This is a genomic window from Micrococcus sp. iso_26 (assembly GCF_056172975.1).
On the sequence record NZ_CM149652.1, the window covers coordinates 1,863,220 to 1,879,096 of the forward strand.

At 69.4% G+C, this 15,877-nt stretch carries 27 protein-coding genes; all 27 read right to left on the reverse strand.

The window, feature by feature from the left end; all coding sequences use genetic code 11:
- Positions 1-36 precede the first annotated feature (36 nt).
- Positions 37-525, reverse strand: coding sequence for a 30S ribosomal protein S9 (gene rpsI, locus AC0VX0_RS08585; RefSeq protein ID WP_036317791.1), 489 nt, complete (start codon positions 523-525; stop codon positions 37-39).
- Between the two features lie 41 nt (positions 526-566).
- A complete protein-coding gene (rplM, locus tag AC0VX0_RS08590; RefSeq protein WP_002857519.1) occupies positions 567-1,010 on the reverse strand; it encodes a 50S ribosomal protein L13 in 444 nt (147 codons plus the stop codon).
- 277 nt (positions 1,011-1,287) lie between these two features.
- Positions 1,288-2,181 carry a tRNA pseudouridine synthase A gene (locus AC0VX0_RS08595; protein ID WP_049146309.1) on the reverse strand — a complete coding sequence of 298 codons (894 nt, stop codon included), beginning with the start codon at positions 2,179-2,181 and terminating at the stop codon, positions 1,288-1,290.
- Between the two features lie 117 nt (positions 2,182-2,298).
- Complete coding sequence (gene rplQ / locus AC0VX0_RS08600; protein ID WP_049146305.1) at positions 2,299-3,027, reverse strand: 50S ribosomal protein L17, sunset domain variant; 729 nt, start codon at positions 3,025-3,027, stop codon at positions 2,299-2,301.
- A gap of 75 nt (positions 3,028-3,102) precedes the next feature.
- Complete coding sequence (locus tag AC0VX0_RS08605) at positions 3,103-4,101, reverse strand: DNA-directed RNA polymerase subunit alpha (protein WP_036317801.1); 999 nt, start codon at positions 4,099-4,101, stop codon at positions 3,103-3,105.
- Between the two features lie 131 nt (positions 4,102-4,232).
- The gene (rpsK, locus tag AC0VX0_RS08610) at positions 4,233-4,637 is read right to left on the reverse strand and encodes a 30S ribosomal protein S11 (protein WP_002857513.1); all 405 of its coding nucleotides are present in this window, start codon (positions 4,635-4,637) and stop codon (positions 4,233-4,235) included.
- A gap of 83 nt (positions 4,638-4,720) precedes the next feature.
- Positions 4,721-5,089, reverse strand: a complete 369-nt coding sequence (gene rpsM / locus AC0VX0_RS08615) for a 30S ribosomal protein S13 (protein WP_017487821.1) — start codon at positions 5,087-5,089, stop codon at positions 4,721-4,723.
- A 274-nt stretch (positions 5,090-5,363) separates the two neighbouring features.
- Positions 5,364-5,477, reverse strand: coding sequence for a 50S ribosomal protein L36 (gene rpmJ, locus AC0VX0_RS08620; RefSeq protein ID WP_002857509.1), 114 nt, complete (start codon positions 5,475-5,477; stop codon positions 5,364-5,366).
- Positions 5,478-5,512: 35 nt separating this feature from the next.
- Positions 5,513-5,734 carry a translation initiation factor IF-1 gene (gene infA / locus AC0VX0_RS08625; protein ID WP_010080397.1) on the reverse strand — a complete coding sequence of 74 codons (222 nt, stop codon included), beginning with the start codon at positions 5,732-5,734 and terminating at the stop codon, positions 5,513-5,515.
- Between the two features lie 204 nt (positions 5,735-5,938).
- On the reverse strand, positions 5,939-6,781 hold the full coding sequence (map, locus tag AC0VX0_RS08630; protein WP_036317782.1) for a type I methionyl aminopeptidase: 843 nt from the start codon (positions 6,779-6,781) through the stop codon (positions 5,939-5,941).
- 4 nt (positions 6,782-6,785) lie between these two features.
- Complete coding sequence (locus AC0VX0_RS08635; RefSeq protein WP_036317780.1) at positions 6,786-7,403, reverse strand: adenylate kinase; 618 nt, start codon at positions 7,401-7,403, stop codon at positions 6,786-6,788.
- Between the two features lie 51 nt (positions 7,404-7,454).
- Positions 7,455-8,762, reverse strand: coding sequence for a preprotein translocase subunit SecY (gene secY, locus AC0VX0_RS08640; protein ID WP_036317778.1), 1,308 nt, complete (start codon positions 8,760-8,762; stop codon positions 7,455-7,457).
- Positions 8,763-8,927: 165 nt separating this feature from the next.
- Positions 8,928-9,380, reverse strand: coding sequence for a 50S ribosomal protein L15 (gene rplO / locus AC0VX0_RS08645; protein WP_036317776.1), 453 nt, complete (start codon positions 9,378-9,380; stop codon positions 8,928-8,930).
- On the reverse strand, positions 9,373-9,597 hold the full coding sequence (gene rpmD, locus AC0VX0_RS08650) for a 50S ribosomal protein L30 (protein WP_002857502.1): 225 nt from the start codon (positions 9,595-9,597) through the stop codon (positions 9,373-9,375). Before rpmD ends, rplO begins: the two co-directional genes overlap by 8 nt.
- Positions 9,598-9,600: 3 nt before the next feature.
- The gene (gene rpsE / locus AC0VX0_RS08655) at positions 9,601-10,350 is read right to left on the reverse strand and encodes a 30S ribosomal protein S5 (RefSeq protein ID WP_002857500.1); all 750 of its coding nucleotides are present in this window, start codon (positions 10,348-10,350) and stop codon (positions 9,601-9,603) included.
- Positions 10,347-10,721, reverse strand: coding sequence for a 50S ribosomal protein L18 (rplR, locus tag AC0VX0_RS08660; protein ID WP_002857498.1), 375 nt, complete (start codon positions 10,719-10,721; stop codon positions 10,347-10,349). The genes rpsE and rplR overlap by 4 nt, the downstream gene beginning before the upstream one ends.
- Positions 10,721-11,254, reverse strand: a complete 534-nt coding sequence (gene rplF, locus AC0VX0_RS08665) for a 50S ribosomal protein L6 (RefSeq protein WP_036317775.1) — start codon at positions 11,252-11,254, stop codon at positions 10,721-10,723. The genes rplR and rplF overlap by 1 nt, the downstream gene beginning before the upstream one ends.
- A 30-nt stretch (positions 11,255-11,284) precedes the next feature.
- The gene (gene rpsH / locus AC0VX0_RS08670) at positions 11,285-11,683 is read right to left on the reverse strand and encodes a 30S ribosomal protein S8 (protein ID WP_002857494.1); all 399 of its coding nucleotides are present in this window, start codon (positions 11,681-11,683) and stop codon (positions 11,285-11,287) included.
- Positions 11,684-11,756: 73 nt separating this feature from the next.
- Positions 11,757-12,332 (reverse strand): 50S ribosomal protein L5, encoded by a 576-nt coding sequence (rplE, locus tag AC0VX0_RS08675; RefSeq protein ID WP_036317773.1) that lies wholly within the window; start codon positions 12,330-12,332, stop codon positions 11,757-11,759.
- Positions 12,332-12,673, reverse strand: a complete 342-nt coding sequence (rplX, locus tag AC0VX0_RS08680) for a 50S ribosomal protein L24 (RefSeq protein ID WP_036317770.1) — start codon at positions 12,671-12,673, stop codon at positions 12,332-12,334. Before rplX ends, rplE begins: the two co-directional genes overlap by 1 nt.
- A 4-nt stretch (positions 12,674-12,677) precedes the next feature.
- The gene (gene rplN, locus AC0VX0_RS08685; protein WP_002857487.1) at positions 12,678-13,046 is read right to left on the reverse strand and encodes a 50S ribosomal protein L14; all 369 of its coding nucleotides are present in this window, start codon (positions 13,044-13,046) and stop codon (positions 12,678-12,680) included.
- Between the two features lie 342 nt (positions 13,047-13,388).
- Positions 13,389-13,670: a 30S ribosomal protein S17 gene (rpsQ, locus tag AC0VX0_RS08690; RefSeq protein WP_036317768.1), complete on the reverse strand. Its 282-nt coding sequence runs from the start codon at positions 13,668-13,670 to the stop codon at positions 13,389-13,391.
- Positions 13,667-13,936 (reverse strand): 50S ribosomal protein L29, encoded by a 270-nt coding sequence (gene rpmC, locus AC0VX0_RS08695; RefSeq protein ID WP_036317766.1) that lies wholly within the window; start codon positions 13,934-13,936, stop codon positions 13,667-13,669. Before rpmC ends, rpsQ begins: the two co-directional genes overlap by 4 nt.
- A gap of 4 nt (positions 13,937-13,940) precedes the next feature.
- Entirely contained in the window at positions 13,941-14,357 is a 417-nt protein-coding gene (rplP, locus tag AC0VX0_RS08700; protein ID WP_036317764.1) for a 50S ribosomal protein L16, read from the reverse strand.
- Entirely contained in the window at positions 14,357-15,175 is an 819-nt protein-coding gene (gene rpsC, locus AC0VX0_RS08705) for a 30S ribosomal protein S3 (protein ID WP_002857479.1), read from the reverse strand. Before rpsC ends, rplP begins: the two co-directional genes overlap by 1 nt.
- 2 nt (positions 15,176-15,177) lie before the next feature.
- Complete coding sequence (gene rplV / locus AC0VX0_RS08710) at positions 15,178-15,543, reverse strand: 50S ribosomal protein L22 (RefSeq protein WP_017487837.1); 366 nt, start codon at positions 15,541-15,543, stop codon at positions 15,178-15,180.
- Positions 15,544-15,594: 51 nt separating this feature from the next.
- Positions 15,595-15,876, reverse strand: coding sequence for a 30S ribosomal protein S19 (rpsS, locus tag AC0VX0_RS08715; RefSeq protein WP_002857475.1), 282 nt, complete (start codon positions 15,874-15,876; stop codon positions 15,595-15,597).
- Position 15,877 lies beyond the last annotated feature (1 nt).

Genomic DNA, 15,877 nt, shown 5'->3' on the forward strand with positions numbered 1-15,877 from the left:
GGCGGGGGCACGGTGGGGACACCGTGCGGCGCAGGATCAGCGCTTCGAGAACTGCGAGGCCTTGCGGGCCTTCTTGAGGCCGGCCTTCTTGCGCTCGATGACGCGGGCGTCGCGGGTCAGGAAGCCGGCCTTCTTGAGCGCCGGGCGGTTGTGCTCGCGGTCGATCTCGTTGAGGGCGCGGGAGATGCCCAGGCGCAGCGCACCGGCCTGGCCGGAGGGGCCGCCGCCGTGGATGCGGGCGATCACGTCGTAGGCGCCGGTCAGCTCCAACAGCGTGAAGGGGTCGGAGACCTCCTGCTGGTGCAGCTTGTTCGGGAAGTAGTTCTCCAGGGCGCGGCCGTTGATGGTCCACTGGCCGGAGCCGGGGACGAGGCGCACGCGGGCCACGGCCTCCTTGCGGCGGCCGACGGCGGAGCCGGGCACGGTCAGGGCCGGGCGCTCGGAGGCGACGGGGGCCTCGGCGGCGGCGGTGGACTCAGAGGTGTAGCTCGTCAGCTCCACGTCGTCGTTCTCGTTGATGCTCATGGTTCTCCTCAGGGAAGGTCTGCGTCAGTGGCCCGCCGGGGTCACTGGGCGACCTGGCCGATCTCGAAGGTCTGGGGCTGCTGGGCGGTGTGCGGGTGCTCGGCGCCCTTGTACACCTTCAGCTTGGAGAGCTGCTGGGCGGCCAGCGAGTTCTTCGGGAGCATGCCCTTGACGGCCTTCTCCACGGCGCGGACCGGGTTGGTCTCGAGCAGCTCGGCGTAGGACTGCGACTTCAGGCCGCCCGGGTAGCCCGAGTGGCGGTAGGCGCGCTTCTTCTCGAGCTTGGCGCCGGTGAGGGCGACCTTCTCGGCGTTCACGATGATGACGTAGTCGCCCATGTCCATGTGGGGGGCGAACGTCGGCTTGTGCTTGCCGCGCAGGAGGGTGGCGGTGTGGGAGGCCAGGCGGCCGAGGACGACGTCGGTGGCATCGATGATGTGCCACTGACGGTCGGCGTCACCAGGCTTGGGAGAGTACGTACGCACGTTGTCTGCCTTCAGGGTCGGTGGTGGTCCACAGCACCTGCCCGCCGGGTCGTGATTCCGGCGCGCTCGCGCTGTCAGTTCTCCGTGCGCGCCGGTCCCCCAGGTGAGGGCTGGAAGGCGTCCGGGCCCGATGCCCCGGGGGTGCGGCGCGAGCTGAAGGCCATGCAACTGAGCCACTCGCGGCACGACGCATCCGGGTGCGGGCATGCGCAACGTCCACCCATCCTACCGAACGCGGGCCTCGGAGCCAAAAGCCGTCGCCGCGGGCGACCCCGGCTCACAGGGTCCGCTTCGCCCGGGTGCCCTCGGCGCGCCGGCGCAGCTCCGCCGCCTCGTCGGGATAGCCGACGGCGAGCAGCGTCAGCCCCCCGGGCGGGGCGAGGCGCACCTCGGAGTCGCGGGCCGGCCTCGCCACCCGGTGCGCGAGCCAGCCGGGCTCGCGGGCCCCCTCCCCCACCTGCAGTAGCGCCCCGACGATCGCCCGGACCATGTTGTGGCAGAACGCGTCGGCCCGGATCCGGACGCGCACGACGCCGTCCACATCGCGTCGCACCTCCAGGCGCTGGACCTCGCGGATGGTCGTGGCGCCCTCGCGGGGCCGGCAGAAGGACAGGAAGTCGTGCAGTCCGAGGACGGCGTCGGCCTCCAGCGCCATGAGGCGATCGTCCAGGGCGGCGGCGTGCCAGTGGGTGAAGCCCCGCGTGCGCGGGTCACGCGCGGCGGGCGCGTCGTCGATCCGGTACTCGTACTCGCGCCACAGCGCGCTGAACCGCGCGTCGAAGCCCGCAGGGGCCCGCCGCGCCCCGTGCACGACGACGGCCCCGCCCCACCCGGAGAGCACCCCGCCGAGGCGGCGGGTCAGGGAGGTGGCCGGTTCCAGGCCGGGGCGGCCACGGGTCAGGCCCACCCACTCCGCCTCGGTCAGGTCGAGGTGGACGACCTGACCGCGCGCGTGCACCCCCGCGTCGGTGCGACCGGCGACCACCGTGCGCACGGGCCGGCGCAGGATCCGCTCGAGCCCGTCCTCCAGCGCACCCTGGACCGAGTCGAGACCGGGCTGGCGGGCCCAGCCGTGGAAGGCGCCGCCGTCGTAGGCCAGGTCCAGGCGGACGCGCACGGACGCGGGTTCCCCGGGCGCCGGCGGGGCGTCCGGGCGGTGCTGCTCGCTCATGCTGCTCCTCAAGCGGGTCGGGGCGGGACCGGGGACGGCGAAGGGCCGCCCACCGGGTGGTGGACGGCCCTCGCCGATGCGTCGTCACGGGGACGGACGCGGACTCACGCGCTGGCGTCAGGCCATCTTCTGGGCGGCCTCGCCACCGGCAGGCTCGAAGCCCGCGGCCTTGGCCTCCTCGACGGTGGAGAACCAGACCTCGGCGGTGGTCTGGTCGTACCAGCGCGAGCCGGGGACGTGGTACTTCTTCGAGCTGGCGTTGCCCTTGATGGTGGCCTCGGCCGGAGCCGAGCCGTCCTCGTTGGTGGGCACGGCGCCGTCGATCTCGGCGGCGGCCTCCTGCGACTCGGCCACGGTGACCTCCTCGGTGGCGGCCGGGTCGACGGCCTCCACCGGGGTGGACTCGGCCGGGGCGGCCGGCGCGGACGCGGCGGCCTGCTCGGCCTCACGCACGACGGCCTGCTTGCCGGAGATCGGCTCCATGATCAGCTCGATCACGGCCATGGGCGCGTTGTCGCCCTGGCGGTTGCCGATCTTGGTGATGCGGGTGTAGCCGCCGTTGCGCTCGGCCATCGCCGGGCCGATCACGGTGAACAGCTCGTGCACGACCGCCTTGTTGGTGCGGTTCTTGGCGGCGATGAGACCCTGCACCTTGCGGCGGGCCGGCAGATCGCCCTTCTTGGCGAAGGTGATCAGGCGCTCGGCGTACGGGCGCAGGCGCTTGGCGCGGGTGAGCGTCGTGGTGATCGACTTGTGCTCGAACAGCTGGGCGGACATGTTCGCCAGCATGATGCGCTCGTGGGCCGGGCTGCCGCCCAGACGCGGACCCTTGGTGGGGGTAGGCATGGTGTTTCTCCTCGGGTGGGACCCTGCAGCCGGCTGCGGCGTTGGGTCGAAGATGTCAGGTGGTGCGGAATCGGCTCAGAAGTCCGAGAACGGGTCGTCGTCCATCTGGCGCGCGTGCGCCTGCGGGTCGTAGCCGGCCGGCGAGTCCTTGAGGGACAGGCCCAGCTCCTGGAGCTTCTCCTTGACCTCGTCGATGGACTTCGCGCCGAAGTTGCGGATGTCCATCAGGTCGGCCTCGGAACGGCCCACGAGCTCGCCCACGGTGTGGATGCCCTCGCGCTTGAGGCAGTTGTACGAGCGCACGGTGAGCTCGAGCTCCTCGATCGGCTGGGCCAGGTCGGCGGAGCCCTCGACGACCTCGGGCTCGTCGCCCAGGTCGATGCCCTCGGCCTCGACGTTGAGCGAGCGGGCCAGGCCGAACAGCTCGACCAGGGTGGAGCCGGCAGAGGCCACCGCGTCACGCGGCAGCATGTTCTCCTTGGTCTCCACGTCCAGGATCAGACGGTCGAAGTCGGTGCGCTGCTCCACACGGGTGGCCTCGACCTTGAAGGTCACCTTGAGGACCGGGGAGTAGATGGAGTCGACCGGGATGCGGCCGATCTCCGCGTCCGCGGACTTGTTCTGGGCGGCGGTCACGTAGCCGCGACCGCGCTCGATGGTCAGCTCCATGTCGAACTTGCCCTTCGCGTTCAGGGTCGCGATGTGCAGGTCCGAGTTGTGGATCTCGACGCCGGCCGGCGCGGTGATGTCCGCGGCGGTGACGACGCCGGCCCCCTGCTTGCGCAGGTAGGCCACCACGGGCTCGTCGTTCTCCGAGGAGACGGAGAGCTTCTTGATGTTGAGGATGATCTCGGTGACATCCTCCTTGACTCCGTTGACGGTGCTGAACTCGTGCAGCACGCCGTCCACGCGGATGCTGGTCACGGCAGCACCGGGGATCGACGAGAGCAGAGTGCGGCGCAGGGAGTTGCCGAGGGTGTAGCCGAAGCCGGGCTCCAGGGGCTCGATGACGAACCGGGAACGACGGTCGGAGACGACCTCTTCGGTCAGCGTGGGGCGCTGTGCAATGAGCACGGACATTTCCTTTCGGCGAGCGTCCGCCATATGACGCACGCGGTGGGTGGAAACGAGGACGGGGTGGGGGCAGGTCCGCAGACCTGTCCGCGTCCGCCCCGGGCGGGGCGGACGCGGACACAGCGCTCAGGTCAGACGCGGCGGCGCTTCGCCGGGCGAGCGCCGTTGTGGGCCATGGGGGTGACGTCCTGGATGGACCCCACCTCGAGGCCGGCGGCCTGCAGGGAGCGGATGGCGGTCTCGCGGCCCGAGCCCGGACCCTTCACGAAGACGTCCACCTTCTTCATGCCGTGCTCCTGCGCACGCTTGGCGGCCTGCTCGGCGGCCATCTGCGCGGCGTACGGGGTCGACTTGCGCGACCCCTTGAAGCCGACCTCGCCGGACGAGGCCCAGGAGATGACGGCACCCGTGGTGTCCGTGATGGACACGATGGTGTTGTTGAACGTGCTCTTGATGTGGGCCTGGCCCACGGTGATGTTCTTGTTGGCCTTGCGACGCGGCTTGCGGGCAGCCGATGCGCGAGTCTTGGGGGGCATGTGATTCTCCTCCGGGAAAGCTGCTGGTGCTGATGCTGCGGGCGGGGCGTCCGGACGTGGACGCGGTCACCGCCGGTGCAGGATCACTTCTTCTTGCCGGCGACCGTCTTCTTGGGGCCCTTGCGGGTACGGGCGTTGGTCTTCGTGCGCTGGCCGCGCACCGGCAGGCCGCGGCGGTGGCGCAGGCCCTCGTAGGAGCCGATCTCCACCTTGCGACGGATGTCGGCGGCCACCTCGCGGCGGAGGTCGCCCTCCACCTTGTAGCTGCCCTCGATGTGGTCGCGCAGCTGCACCAGCTGCTCGTCGGAGAGGTCCTTCACGCGGATGTTCGGGTCGATGCCCGTGGCGGCGAGGGTCTCCTCAGCGCGGGTCTTGCCCACACCGTAGATGTACGTGAGTGCGATGATCACGCGCTTCTCGCGCGGAATGTCAACGCCTGCAAGACGAGCCATGTGGCCGTCCTCCTGTTCTTCTGCAGCAGGGGTCTGCACCAGGGACGTCCCGCACGACGCGGCACTGGGCCTCGCGGACCCGTCGTCGCGGCGCCGGGGAAGATCCGGCGTGCTCCGCGGCGGGCGTCCGCCGTCGTCGGTCTCCGGCCCCTGCGGCCGGAGGTGGGGGCCCTCCCCTCACGGGGTGGACCGCTGTCCCTGCTGTTCGGCCCGATGGCCGGTGGGTGGTGTGGTCAACGCGACGGCGTCGCTCCCCGGGCTCCCGGGGAGGCGATCAGCCCTGGCGCTGCTTGTGGCGCGGGTTCGAGCAGATCACCAGCACGCGGCCCTTACGGCGCACGACCTGGCACTTGTCACAAATCCGCTTCACGCTCGGCTGAACCTTCACGGCTCTTCCTCCTGCGCTCGCTTGGACGGGGGTTCTTACTTGTATCGGTACACGATCCGACCCCGGTTGAGGTCGTACGGGCTAAGCTCCACCACGACGCGATCCTCGGGGAGGATGCGGATGTAGTGCTGACGCATCTTTCCGGAGATCGTGGCGAGCACGACGTGCTCGTTCTGCAGACGGACCCGGAACATCGCGTTCGGCAATGCCTCCGACACCGTGCCCTCGACCTCGATGACACCTTCCTTCTTAGCCATGTCCTCCACAATCGTCATGCCCCGGGCACGGCCGCGGAGGGCCGGGTGACGGGGCGGGAACGGGTCTGCTCGCCGGCGCACACGAGTGCGCGCACACGAACAACGTTCGATGATACCGCATTCTCGGTCTGAGAACCAGCACAGACGACGACGGCCGCCCGGTCCGCCGGACGGGCGGGACGGACGGCCGACAGCTCGGGCCGCTCACTCCCCCGGCGGGACCGGGACCACGCCGAACCGGGCGAGCTCGGAGGCGCCGCCGTCGGGCGCGGTGAGCACCCACACACCGCCGTCGTGCCGGCAGACCGAGTGCTCCCACTGGCTGGCGCGGGCGCCGTCGAGGGTCACCACGGTCCAGTCGTCCGCGAGCACCTTCGTGTCGATGGAGCCACGCACCAGCATCGGCTCGATGGCGAGCGCCAGACCGGGGCGGATCTTGGGGCCCCGGTGGCCGGTGCGGTAGTTGAACACGTCCGGGGGCAGGTGCATGGCCGAGCCGATGCCGTGCCCCACGTACTCCTCGAGGATGCCGAGCTCCTCGCCCGGCTGCGCCGAGACGAAGTCGTCGATGGCGTCCCCGATGTCCCCGACATGGGTGGCGGACGCGAAGGCCGCGATGCCGACCCAGAGCGCCTCCCGCGTGATCGCCGAGAGGCGCTCGTCGGCCGGGTCCGCGGTGCCGGCCGCGGAGGAGCCCAGGATCACCGTGCGGGCCGAGTCGGCGTGCCAGCCGTCCACGATCGCGCCCCCGTCGACCTTCAGCACGTCGCCGGTCTGCAGGACCCGGTCCCCGGGGATGCCGTGCACGACCTCGTCGTTGACCGAGGTGCAGATCGAGGCCGGGAAGTCGTAGTAGCCCAGGAAGTTGGAGGTCGCACCGCGCTCGGCCAGGACGCCCGCGAACACGGCGTCCAGCTCCGCGGTGGTGACGCCCGGCGCGGCCGCGGTCAGCGTGGCGTCCAGGGCCTCGGACAGGACCACCCCCGCGCGCTGCATGGCCTGCAGCTGGGGGGCGGTCTTGAGCTCGAGCGAGCGGCGGCCGATCACGGGGTCAGGACTCCGCGCCCGGCTGGATCACGGGCAGGGAGCCCGTGGCTGCGCGCACGGAGTACACGGCCTGCAGCAGGCGCTCGGTGACGTCGTCGATCTGCCCGGTGCCGTCCACGCGGGCGACGATGCCGCGCTCCACGTACTCCTGGATGACGGACTCGGTCTCGCGGTGGTACAGGTCCAGGCGGTGCTCGATGACCTCCTGGGTGTCGTCCGCGCGGCCCTCGATCTCGGCACGCTTGAGCAGACGCTCCACGAGCTCCTCGTCGGGCACCTCCAGCTCGACGACGGCGGACAGCGACTGGCCGGACTCGGCGAGCATGGCGTCCAGCGCCTCGACCTGGCCCTTCGTGCGCGGGTAGCCGTCCAGCAGGAAGCCGTGCTCCGCGTCGGCCTGGGCGATGCGGTCCGCGACCATGCGGTTCGTGACCTCATCGGGGACGAAGTCGCCGTTGTCGATGTACTTCTTGGCCTCGACGCCGAGCGGCGTCATCGACTTCACGTTGTGGCGGAAGATGTCACCGGTGGAGATCGGGACGATCCCCAGCTTGTCGGCGATCCGGGCGGCCTGGGTGCCCTTGCCGGAACCGGGAGGGCCCATGAGCAGCATGCGGGTCATCGTGTGTTCCTCACTGTCGATACGGACGGCGTTGCGGGATCGGGTCGGGGCTCAGCGCAGCAGGCCCTCGTAGTGGCGCTGCTCCATCTGTGCGCTGACCTGCTTCACGGTCTGGAGGCCGACGCCCACCATGATGAGGATGGACGTGCCGCCGAGCGGGAAGTTCTGGCTGGTGCCGATCACCGCGAAGGCGATCAGCGGGATCATGGCCACGATACCCAGGTAGAGGGCGCCCACGAGCGTGATGCGGCTGATGACGTACTGCAGGTAACGCTCGGTGGGCCGGCCGGCGCGGACGCCGGGGATGAAGCCGCCGTAGCGCTTCATGTTGTCCGAGATCTCCACCGGGTTGAACGTGATGGACACGTAGAAGTACGTGAAGCCGATGATGAGCAGGAAGTACAGGGCCATGTACACCGGGTGGTCGCCGGGGCCGAAGTACCGGCTCAGCCACGTGATCCACGGGGCCGGCGCACTGCCGTCCTGCGGCGTGTTGAACTGGATGAGGATGCTCGGGAGCATCAGCACGGAGGAGGCGAAGATGACCGGGATGACGTTGGCCATGTTCACCTTGACCGGGATGTAGGTGCTCGACCCGCCCACGGTCCGCGAGCCGATCTGCCGCTTGGCGTACTGGACCGGGATCCGGCGCTGCGACTCCTCCACGAAGACGATGGCCAGCATGGTGAGCAGGCCGATCCCCATGACGATCGCGAACACGCGCCAGCCCTGCGTCTGGACCACCTGGCCGAGGCCGGCCGGAAAGCCCGCCGCGATGGAGGTGAAGATCAGCAGGGACATGCCGTTGCCCACGCCGTTCTCGGTGATCCGCTCGCCGAACCACATGACGATGAGACAGCCGGTGGTCAGGGCGATGACCACGAGCAGCACCGTGAGGATGGAGCCGTCGCGCAGCAGCGGCAGGCTGCATCCGAGCAGGGCCCCGGTGCGGGCCAGCGAGGCCATCGTGGTCGCCTGCAGCAGGGCGAGGGCGAGGGTCAGGTAGCGGGTGTACTGCGTCAGCGTCGCCTGGCCCTGCGGGCCCTCCTGGTGGAGCTGCTCGAAGCGCGGGATCACCACGCGCAGCAGCTGCACGATGATCGACGCCGTGATGTAGGGCATGATGCCGAGCGCGAAGACGGACACCTGCAGGAGCGCCCCGCCCGAGAACATGTTCACGAAGGAGTACAGGCCGCCCTGGGCGTTGCCCGCCGCGAGACACTGCTGCACCGCCGGGTAGTCCACCCCGGGGGCCGGCACGAAGGCGCCCATCCGGTAGACGGCGATGAGCGCGAGCGTGAAGGCGATCTTCCGCAACAGGTCAGGCGTCCGGACGATCCGGGCGATGGCCTTGAGCACGAGTCCTCCTGCGGTGGTCCTGTGGGGCGCGCGCCGGCCGCGGGGCGGGGCACGAGACGGCGGCCACACCGGGGCGGCCGCTGTGCGAGTCTACACGGATGGACCGAGGGCCCTGGTCCGGAGCGGCTGCTCCGGGCCAGGGCCCTCGGTGGATGGGTCGGCGTGTCAGAGGGTCTCGGTGGACCCGCCGGCGGCCTGGATCTTCTCCACGGCGGACGAGGAGAAGGCGTTCGCCTTCACCTGCACGGCCGAGGTGATCTCCCCCGTGCCCAGCACCTTGACGGGCTGACCGCGACGGACGAGGCCCTTGGACACGAGCGCGTCCACGGTGACCTCACCGCCCTCGGGGAAGTGCGCGGAGAGCTTGTCCAGGTTCACGACCTGGTACTCCGTGCGGAACGGGTTCTTGAAGCCGCGGAGCTTCGGCAGACGCATCTGCAGGGGCAGCTGGCCGCCCTCGAAGCCCGCACGGACCTGGTAACGGGCTTTGGTGCCCTTGGTGCCGCGACCGGCGGTCTTGCCCTTCGACGCCTCACCGCGACCCACACGGGTCTTGGCGGTCTTGGCACCGGGGGCCGGACGCAGGTCGTGGACCTTGATGGCGTCGTTGTCAGCCATTGTTGACCTCCTCCACGGACACCAGGTGCGGCACGGTGTTGACCATGCCGACCGTCACCGCGTCGGCCTTGCGGGTGACCTGGTGGCCGATCCGCTTCAGGCCCAGCGAGCGCAGGGTGTCCCGATGGTTCTGCTTGGAGCCCGTGACGCCGCGGGTCTGGGTGATGACCAGGGTGGCGTCCGAGGGCTGGATGTTCTTGCGGGTGGGCTCAAACACGGCTCACGCACCTGCCTTCGCGCTCTTCTGGGCGCGATCGTTCTCCATGGTGCGCAGCATCGCATGGGGGGCGATCTCGTCCAGGGCCTTGCCGCGGCGGGCGGCGACGGCCTGGGGCTCTTCCAGCTTCTTGAGGGCGTCCACGGTGCCGCGCACGATGTTGATCGCGTTCACGGAGCCCATGGACTTGGACAGCACGTCGTGGATGCCGGCGCACTCGAGCACGGCGCGCACCGGACCGCCGGCGATCACGCCGGTACCCGGGGAGGCCGGGCGGAGCAGCACGACGCCGGCGGCGTCCTCACCCTGCACCAGGTGCGGGATGGTGGAGCCGACGCGGGGGACGCGGAAGAAGGACTTCTTGGCCTCCTCCACGGCCTTCTGGATCGCGGCGGGGACCTCCTTCGCCTTGCCGTAGCCGACGCCGACGGTGCCGTCGCCGTCACCCACCACCACGAGGGCGGTGAAGGAGAAGCGGCGGCCGCCCTTGACGACCTTGGAGACGCGGTTGATGCCCACGACGCGCTCGAGGAACTGGTCCTTCTCGTCGTCCTGGGCGCCACGACGGTTGCGGTCGTCGCGACGGCCGCCACGACGATCGCCGTCACGGCCACCGCGGCCGCCGTCGCGACCGCCGCGGCCACCGGTGGCGCGCTCGGTGGTCTGGCTCGCCGAGCCCGACCCGGTCTCGGAGACGGTGGTCTCGGTGCTCTCGGTCACCTGAGTGTCCTTCTGGTTGATGTTCTCGGTCACAGCTGCAGCCCACCCTCTCGCGCACCGTCGGCCACGGCCGCGACGCGCCCGTGGTACTTGTTGCCGCCGCGGTCGAAGACCACGGCCTCGATGCCGGCCGCCTTGGCACGCTCGGCGACGAGCTCGCCCACGCGCTTGGCCTTGGCCGTCTTGTCGCCCTCGAGCGCACGCACGTCGGCCTCCATGGTGGAGGCGTACGCGAGCGTGCGGCTCTGCGTGTCGTCCACGACCTGCACGAACATGTGCCGTGCAGAGCGGTTGACGACGAGGCGGGGACGGACGGTGGTGCCGGAGATCCGCTTGCGCACCCGGAGGTGGCGGCGGGTGCGGGCGTTGAACTTGCCCTTGCCCTTCACCTTCAGAGTAGACATCACTTACCTGCCTTTCCGGCCTTGCGGCGGATCTGCTCGCCCGCGTAGCGCACGCCCTTGCCCTTGTACGGGTCGGGGCGGCGCAGCTTGCGGATGTTGGCGGCGGTCTCGCCGACCTGCTGCTTGTCGATACCGGCGACGGTGACCTTGTTGCCCTCCACCGTGAAGGTGATGCCCTGGGGCGCCTTCACCGGGACGGGGTGGGAGTAGCCCAGGGCGAACTCGAGGTCCTGGCCCTTGGCCTGCACGCGGTAGCCGGTGCCGACGACCTCGAGCTGCTTGGAGAAGCCGTTGGTCACGCCCTCGACCATGTTGCTGATGAGGGTGCGGGTCAGACCGTGCAGGGAACGGGACTCACGCTCGTCGTCGGGGCGGGCCACGGTGACCTGCCCCTCCTCGAGGGTGACCGTGATGGGCGTGGGCAGCGAGTGCTCGAGCTGGCCCTTGGGGCCCTTCACGGAGACGCGGTCGCCGTCGATGGTCACATCGACGCCGGCGGGGATGGTGATCGGGAGACGTCCGATTCGAGACATGTCAGTTCAGCCTTTCTTCCGTCTTGCCCGTCACCAGACGTAGGCGAGGACTTCTCCGCCCACGCCCTTCTTGGCGGCCTGCTGGTTCGTGAGGAGACCAGAGGAGGTGGACAGGATGGCGATGCCGAGGCCGCCCAGCACGTGGGGCAGGTTCGTGGACTTCGCGTACACGCGCAGGCCCGGCTTGGAGATGCGGCGCAGGCCGGCGATCGCACGCTCACGCTGCGGGCCGAACTTCAGGTCGATGGTCAGCTTCTTGCCGACCTCGGCCTCCTCCTCGCGCCAGTCCTGGATGTAGCCCTCGGCCTTGAGGATCTCGGCGACGCGAGTCTTCAGCTTCGAGGACGGCATGGACACGGTGTCGTGGTAGGCCGAGTTTGCGTTGCGCAGACGGGTCAGCATGTCTGCGACGGGATCGGTCATGGTCATGTGGGCTTCACGCCCTTTCTCGCCGTGGTTTCCGCCACCGGTTCACCGGTGGAGGACCTGTGGCGTGGAGGTCTTACTGGTCGGTCTTGAACGGGAAGCCCAGCGCCTTGAGCAGCGCGCGGCCCTCGTCGTCGTTCTTGGCGGTCGTCACCACGGTGATGTCCATGCCGCGCACGCGGTCGATCTTGTCCTGATCGATCTCGTGGAACACGGTCTGCTCGGACAGGCCGAAGGTGTAGTTGCCGTTGCCGTCGAACTGGCGGTCGGACAGGCCGCGGAAGTCACGGATGCGCGGCAGCGCGAGCGTGACCAGGCGGTCCAGGAACTCCCACATGCGGTCGCCACGGAGCGTGGCGTGCGTGCCGATGGGCATGCCCTCACGCAGCTTGAACTGCGCGATGGACTTGCGGGCCTTGGTGATCATCGGCTTCTGGCCGGTGATGGCGGTGAGGTCGGCGACCGCGCCGTCGATGATCTTGGAGTCCTTGGCGGCCTCGCCGACGCCCATGTTGACGACGACCTTCACGAGACCCGGCACCTGCATGACGTTCCCGTACTGGAACTGCTCCTGCAGGGCGCCGCGGATCTCGTCGCGGTACTTGGTCTTCAGACGCGGGGTGACCTTCTCGGTCTGCTGCACCTCGGTCATCACAGCTCCTTCCCCGAGGCCTTGGCGAAGCGGACCTTCACGGTCTTGCTCACGCCGTCCTTCTCGACGGTCTCGAAGCGGTAGCCCACACGGGTCGGCTTCTTGGTCTCCGGGTCCACCACGGCCACGTTCGAGATGTGGATCGGGGCCTCGACGACCTGCAGGCCGCCCTCGGTGGAACCGTTGTTGTCCTGGCCGGCGCGCAGGTGCTTGGTCACGCGGTTCACGCCCTCGACGAGCACGCGCTCATCCGCCGGGAACACGCGCAGGACCTTGCCCTGCTTGCCCTTGTCCTTGCCACTGATGACCTGGACGAGGTCGTCCTTCTTGATCTTGGCCATGAGGTCAGATCACCTCCGGGGCGAGCGACACGATCTTCATGAACTTCTTGTCACGCAGCTCGCGACCCACGGGGCCGAAGATGCGCGTGCCACGGGGCTCGCCGTCGGTCTTCAGGATGACCGCCGCGTTCTCGTCGAACTTGATGTACGAGCCGTCGGGACGGCGGGACTGCTTGCGGGTGCGGACCACCACGGCCTTGACGACGTCGCCCTTCTTGACGTTGCCGCCGGGGATGGCGTCCTTCACGGTGGCGACGATGGTGTCGCCGATGCCTGCGTAGCGGCGTCCGGAACCGCCGAGAACACGGATGGTCAGGATTTCCTTCGCACCGGTGTTGTCGGCGACCTTGAGCCGCGACTCCTGCTGGATCACTTGTCTCTCCTAGCGTCGCGCCGGTTCTCCCCCACGATGGGCGAGCCTTGCGGAACGGTTGAACGGGCATCCCGGGACGCTTACCCCTCCCCCGAGGCGGGCCGCCCGCCGTCGTCCCCCGGCGACGCGTGTTCAGACAGCGTCGGGGAGGTCGAGAGCGGAGGGGCGCGCAGGGCAGGGCCGAGGCGGATCCGGGATCGGCGTGCGCGGCCCTCGGCACACAGGATGGATGGTCCTGCCAACGAGAGGGCGCACGAATATCAGAGTCTAACGCACAAGGCCGCCCCGTGCCAGTGCACGGGGCGGCCCTCTGCGTCGCCGGCCCTCAGGGGGCCGGGTCGATCACTTGGCGCGCTCGACGATCTCCACCAGACGCCACCGCTTGGAGGCGGACAGCGGGCGGGTCTCGGCGAGGCGGACGCGGTCGCCCACGCCGGCGGTGTTGTCCTCGTCGTGCGCCTTCACGCGCTTCGAGGTCTTCAGCACCTTGCCGTAGAGCGAGTGCTTCTTGCGGTCCTCGACCTCGACGACGATGGTCTTGTCCATCTTGTCGGAGACGACGATGCCACGGAGGGCCTTGCGGTAGCCGCGCTCCTCGGAGACGGCCGGGGTCTGCTCGGTCACTTGGCAGCCTCCTCGTTCTTCTCGGCCTGCGCCTCGGCGGCGACATCGCCGCGGATGCCCAGCTCGCGCTCGCGCAGGATCGTGTAGATGCGCGCGATGTCACGCTTGACGGCCTTCAGCCGGCTGGCGTTGTCCAGCTGACCGGTGGCGGCCTGGAAGCGCAGGTTGAACAGCTCCTCCTTGGAGGACTTCAGGGCCTCCAGCAGGCGGGCGTTGTCCATCCCGTCCAGGGACTCGACGTTCAGATCCTTGGTGCCGATCGCCATGGGATCACTCACCACCCTCTCGACGGATGATACGGGCCTTCAGCGGCAGCTTGTGGATGGCCAGGCGGAGCGCCTCGCGGGCGACGTCCTCCGTGACACCCGACAGCTCGAAGAGCACGCGTCCGGGCTTGACGTTGGCGACCCACCACTCCGGCGAGCCCTTGCCGGAGCCCATGCGGGTCTCGGCGGGCTTCTTGGTGAGCGGACGGTCCGGGTAGATGTTGATCCAGACCTTGCCGCCACGCTTGATGTAGCGGGTCATGGCGATACGGGCGGCCTCGATCTGACGGTTGGTCACATAGGCCGGCGTGAGCGCCTGGATGCCCCACTCGCCGAACGTCACGGTGGTGCCGCCCTTGGCGGCGCCGGAACGCTTGGGGTGGTGCTGCTTGCGGTGCTTGACGCGACGGGGGATCAGCATCAGGCGTTGCCTCCTTCAGCGGGAGCGGCGGCCGGGGTCTCGGCGCCGGCGCCGGCGTTCTCCTGGCGGGGAGCACGCTCGGCGCGATCGTTGCGACGACGACGCTCACCGCCGCCACGGCGCTCGCCGCCACGGCCACGGCCGGAGGGCTGCGCGGCCTCCTTGGCCGCGAGCTCCTTGGCGGTCAGGTCGCCCTTGTAGATCCAGACCTTCACGCCGATGCGGCCGAAGGTGGTCTTGGCCTCGAACTTGCCGAAGTCGATGTTCGCGCGGAGGGTGTGCAGCGGCACGCGACCCTCGCGGTAGAACTCCGAGCGGCTCATCTCGGCGCCGCCGAGGCGGCCGGAGCACTGGATGCGGATGCCCTGCGCGCCGGCGCGCATGGCGGACTGGATCGCCTTCTTCATCGCGCGGCGGAACGCCACGCGCGAGGCGAGCTGCTCGGCCACACCCTGCGCCACCAGCTGGGCATCGGTCTCGGGGTTCTTGACCTCGAGGATGTTCAGCTGGATCTGCTTGCCGGTGAGCTTCTCGAGCTCACCGCGGATGCGGTCGGCCTCGGCGCCGCGGCGGCCGATCACGATGCCCGGACGCGCGGTGTGGATGTCCACGCGCACGCGGTCACGGGTGCGCTCGATCTCCACCTTGGAGATGCCGGCGCGCTCCATGCCGGTGGTCATCAGCTCGCGGATCTTGACGTCCTCCTTGAGGAAGTCAGCGTAGCGCTGGCCCTCCTTGTGGGAGTCCGCGAACCAGTGCGAGACGTGGTCGGTGGTGATGCCGAGGCGGAACCCGTTGGGGTTGATCTTTTGGCCCATTGTCAGTTCCCACCCTTCTCGTCCTTGGACGCGACGACCACGGTCACGTGGCTCGTGCGCTTGTTGATGCGGTACGCGCGGCCCTGAGCACGGGGCTGGAACCGCTTCATGGTCGGGCCCTCGTCCACGAAGGCCTCGGTGATGTAGAGGGCGTCCTCGTCGAAGGCCTGGCCCTCGCGGTCCGCCTTGACGCGGGCGTTCGCCACCGCGGAGGCCACCAGCTTGTACACCGGCTCCGAAGCGCCCTGCTGGGCGAACTTCAGGATGGCCAGTGCTTCGGTGGCCTGCTTGCCACGGACCAGGTCGACGACGCGCCGGGCCTTCATCGGCGTCACGCGCAGGTGGCGCGCAATTGCCTTGGCTTCCATTGCTTCTCTCTTTCGATTCTCGAGAAGGTCAAGCGTGCTGTGCCCTCAGGCTCAGCGGCGCTTGCCCTTCTTGTCGTCCTTCACGTGGCCGCGGTAGGTCCGGGTCGGGGCGAACTCGCCCAGCTTGTGACCCACCATGGACTCGGTGACGAACACCGGGACGTGCTTGCGTCCGTCGTGGACCGCGATGGTGTGACCCAGCATGTCCGGGATGATCATCGACCGGCGGGACCAGGTCTTGATGACGTTCTTGCTGCCCTTCTCGTTCTCGGCCAGAACCTTCAGGTAGAGGTGCTGATCGACGAAGGGGCCCTTCTTCAGGCTGCGAGGCATG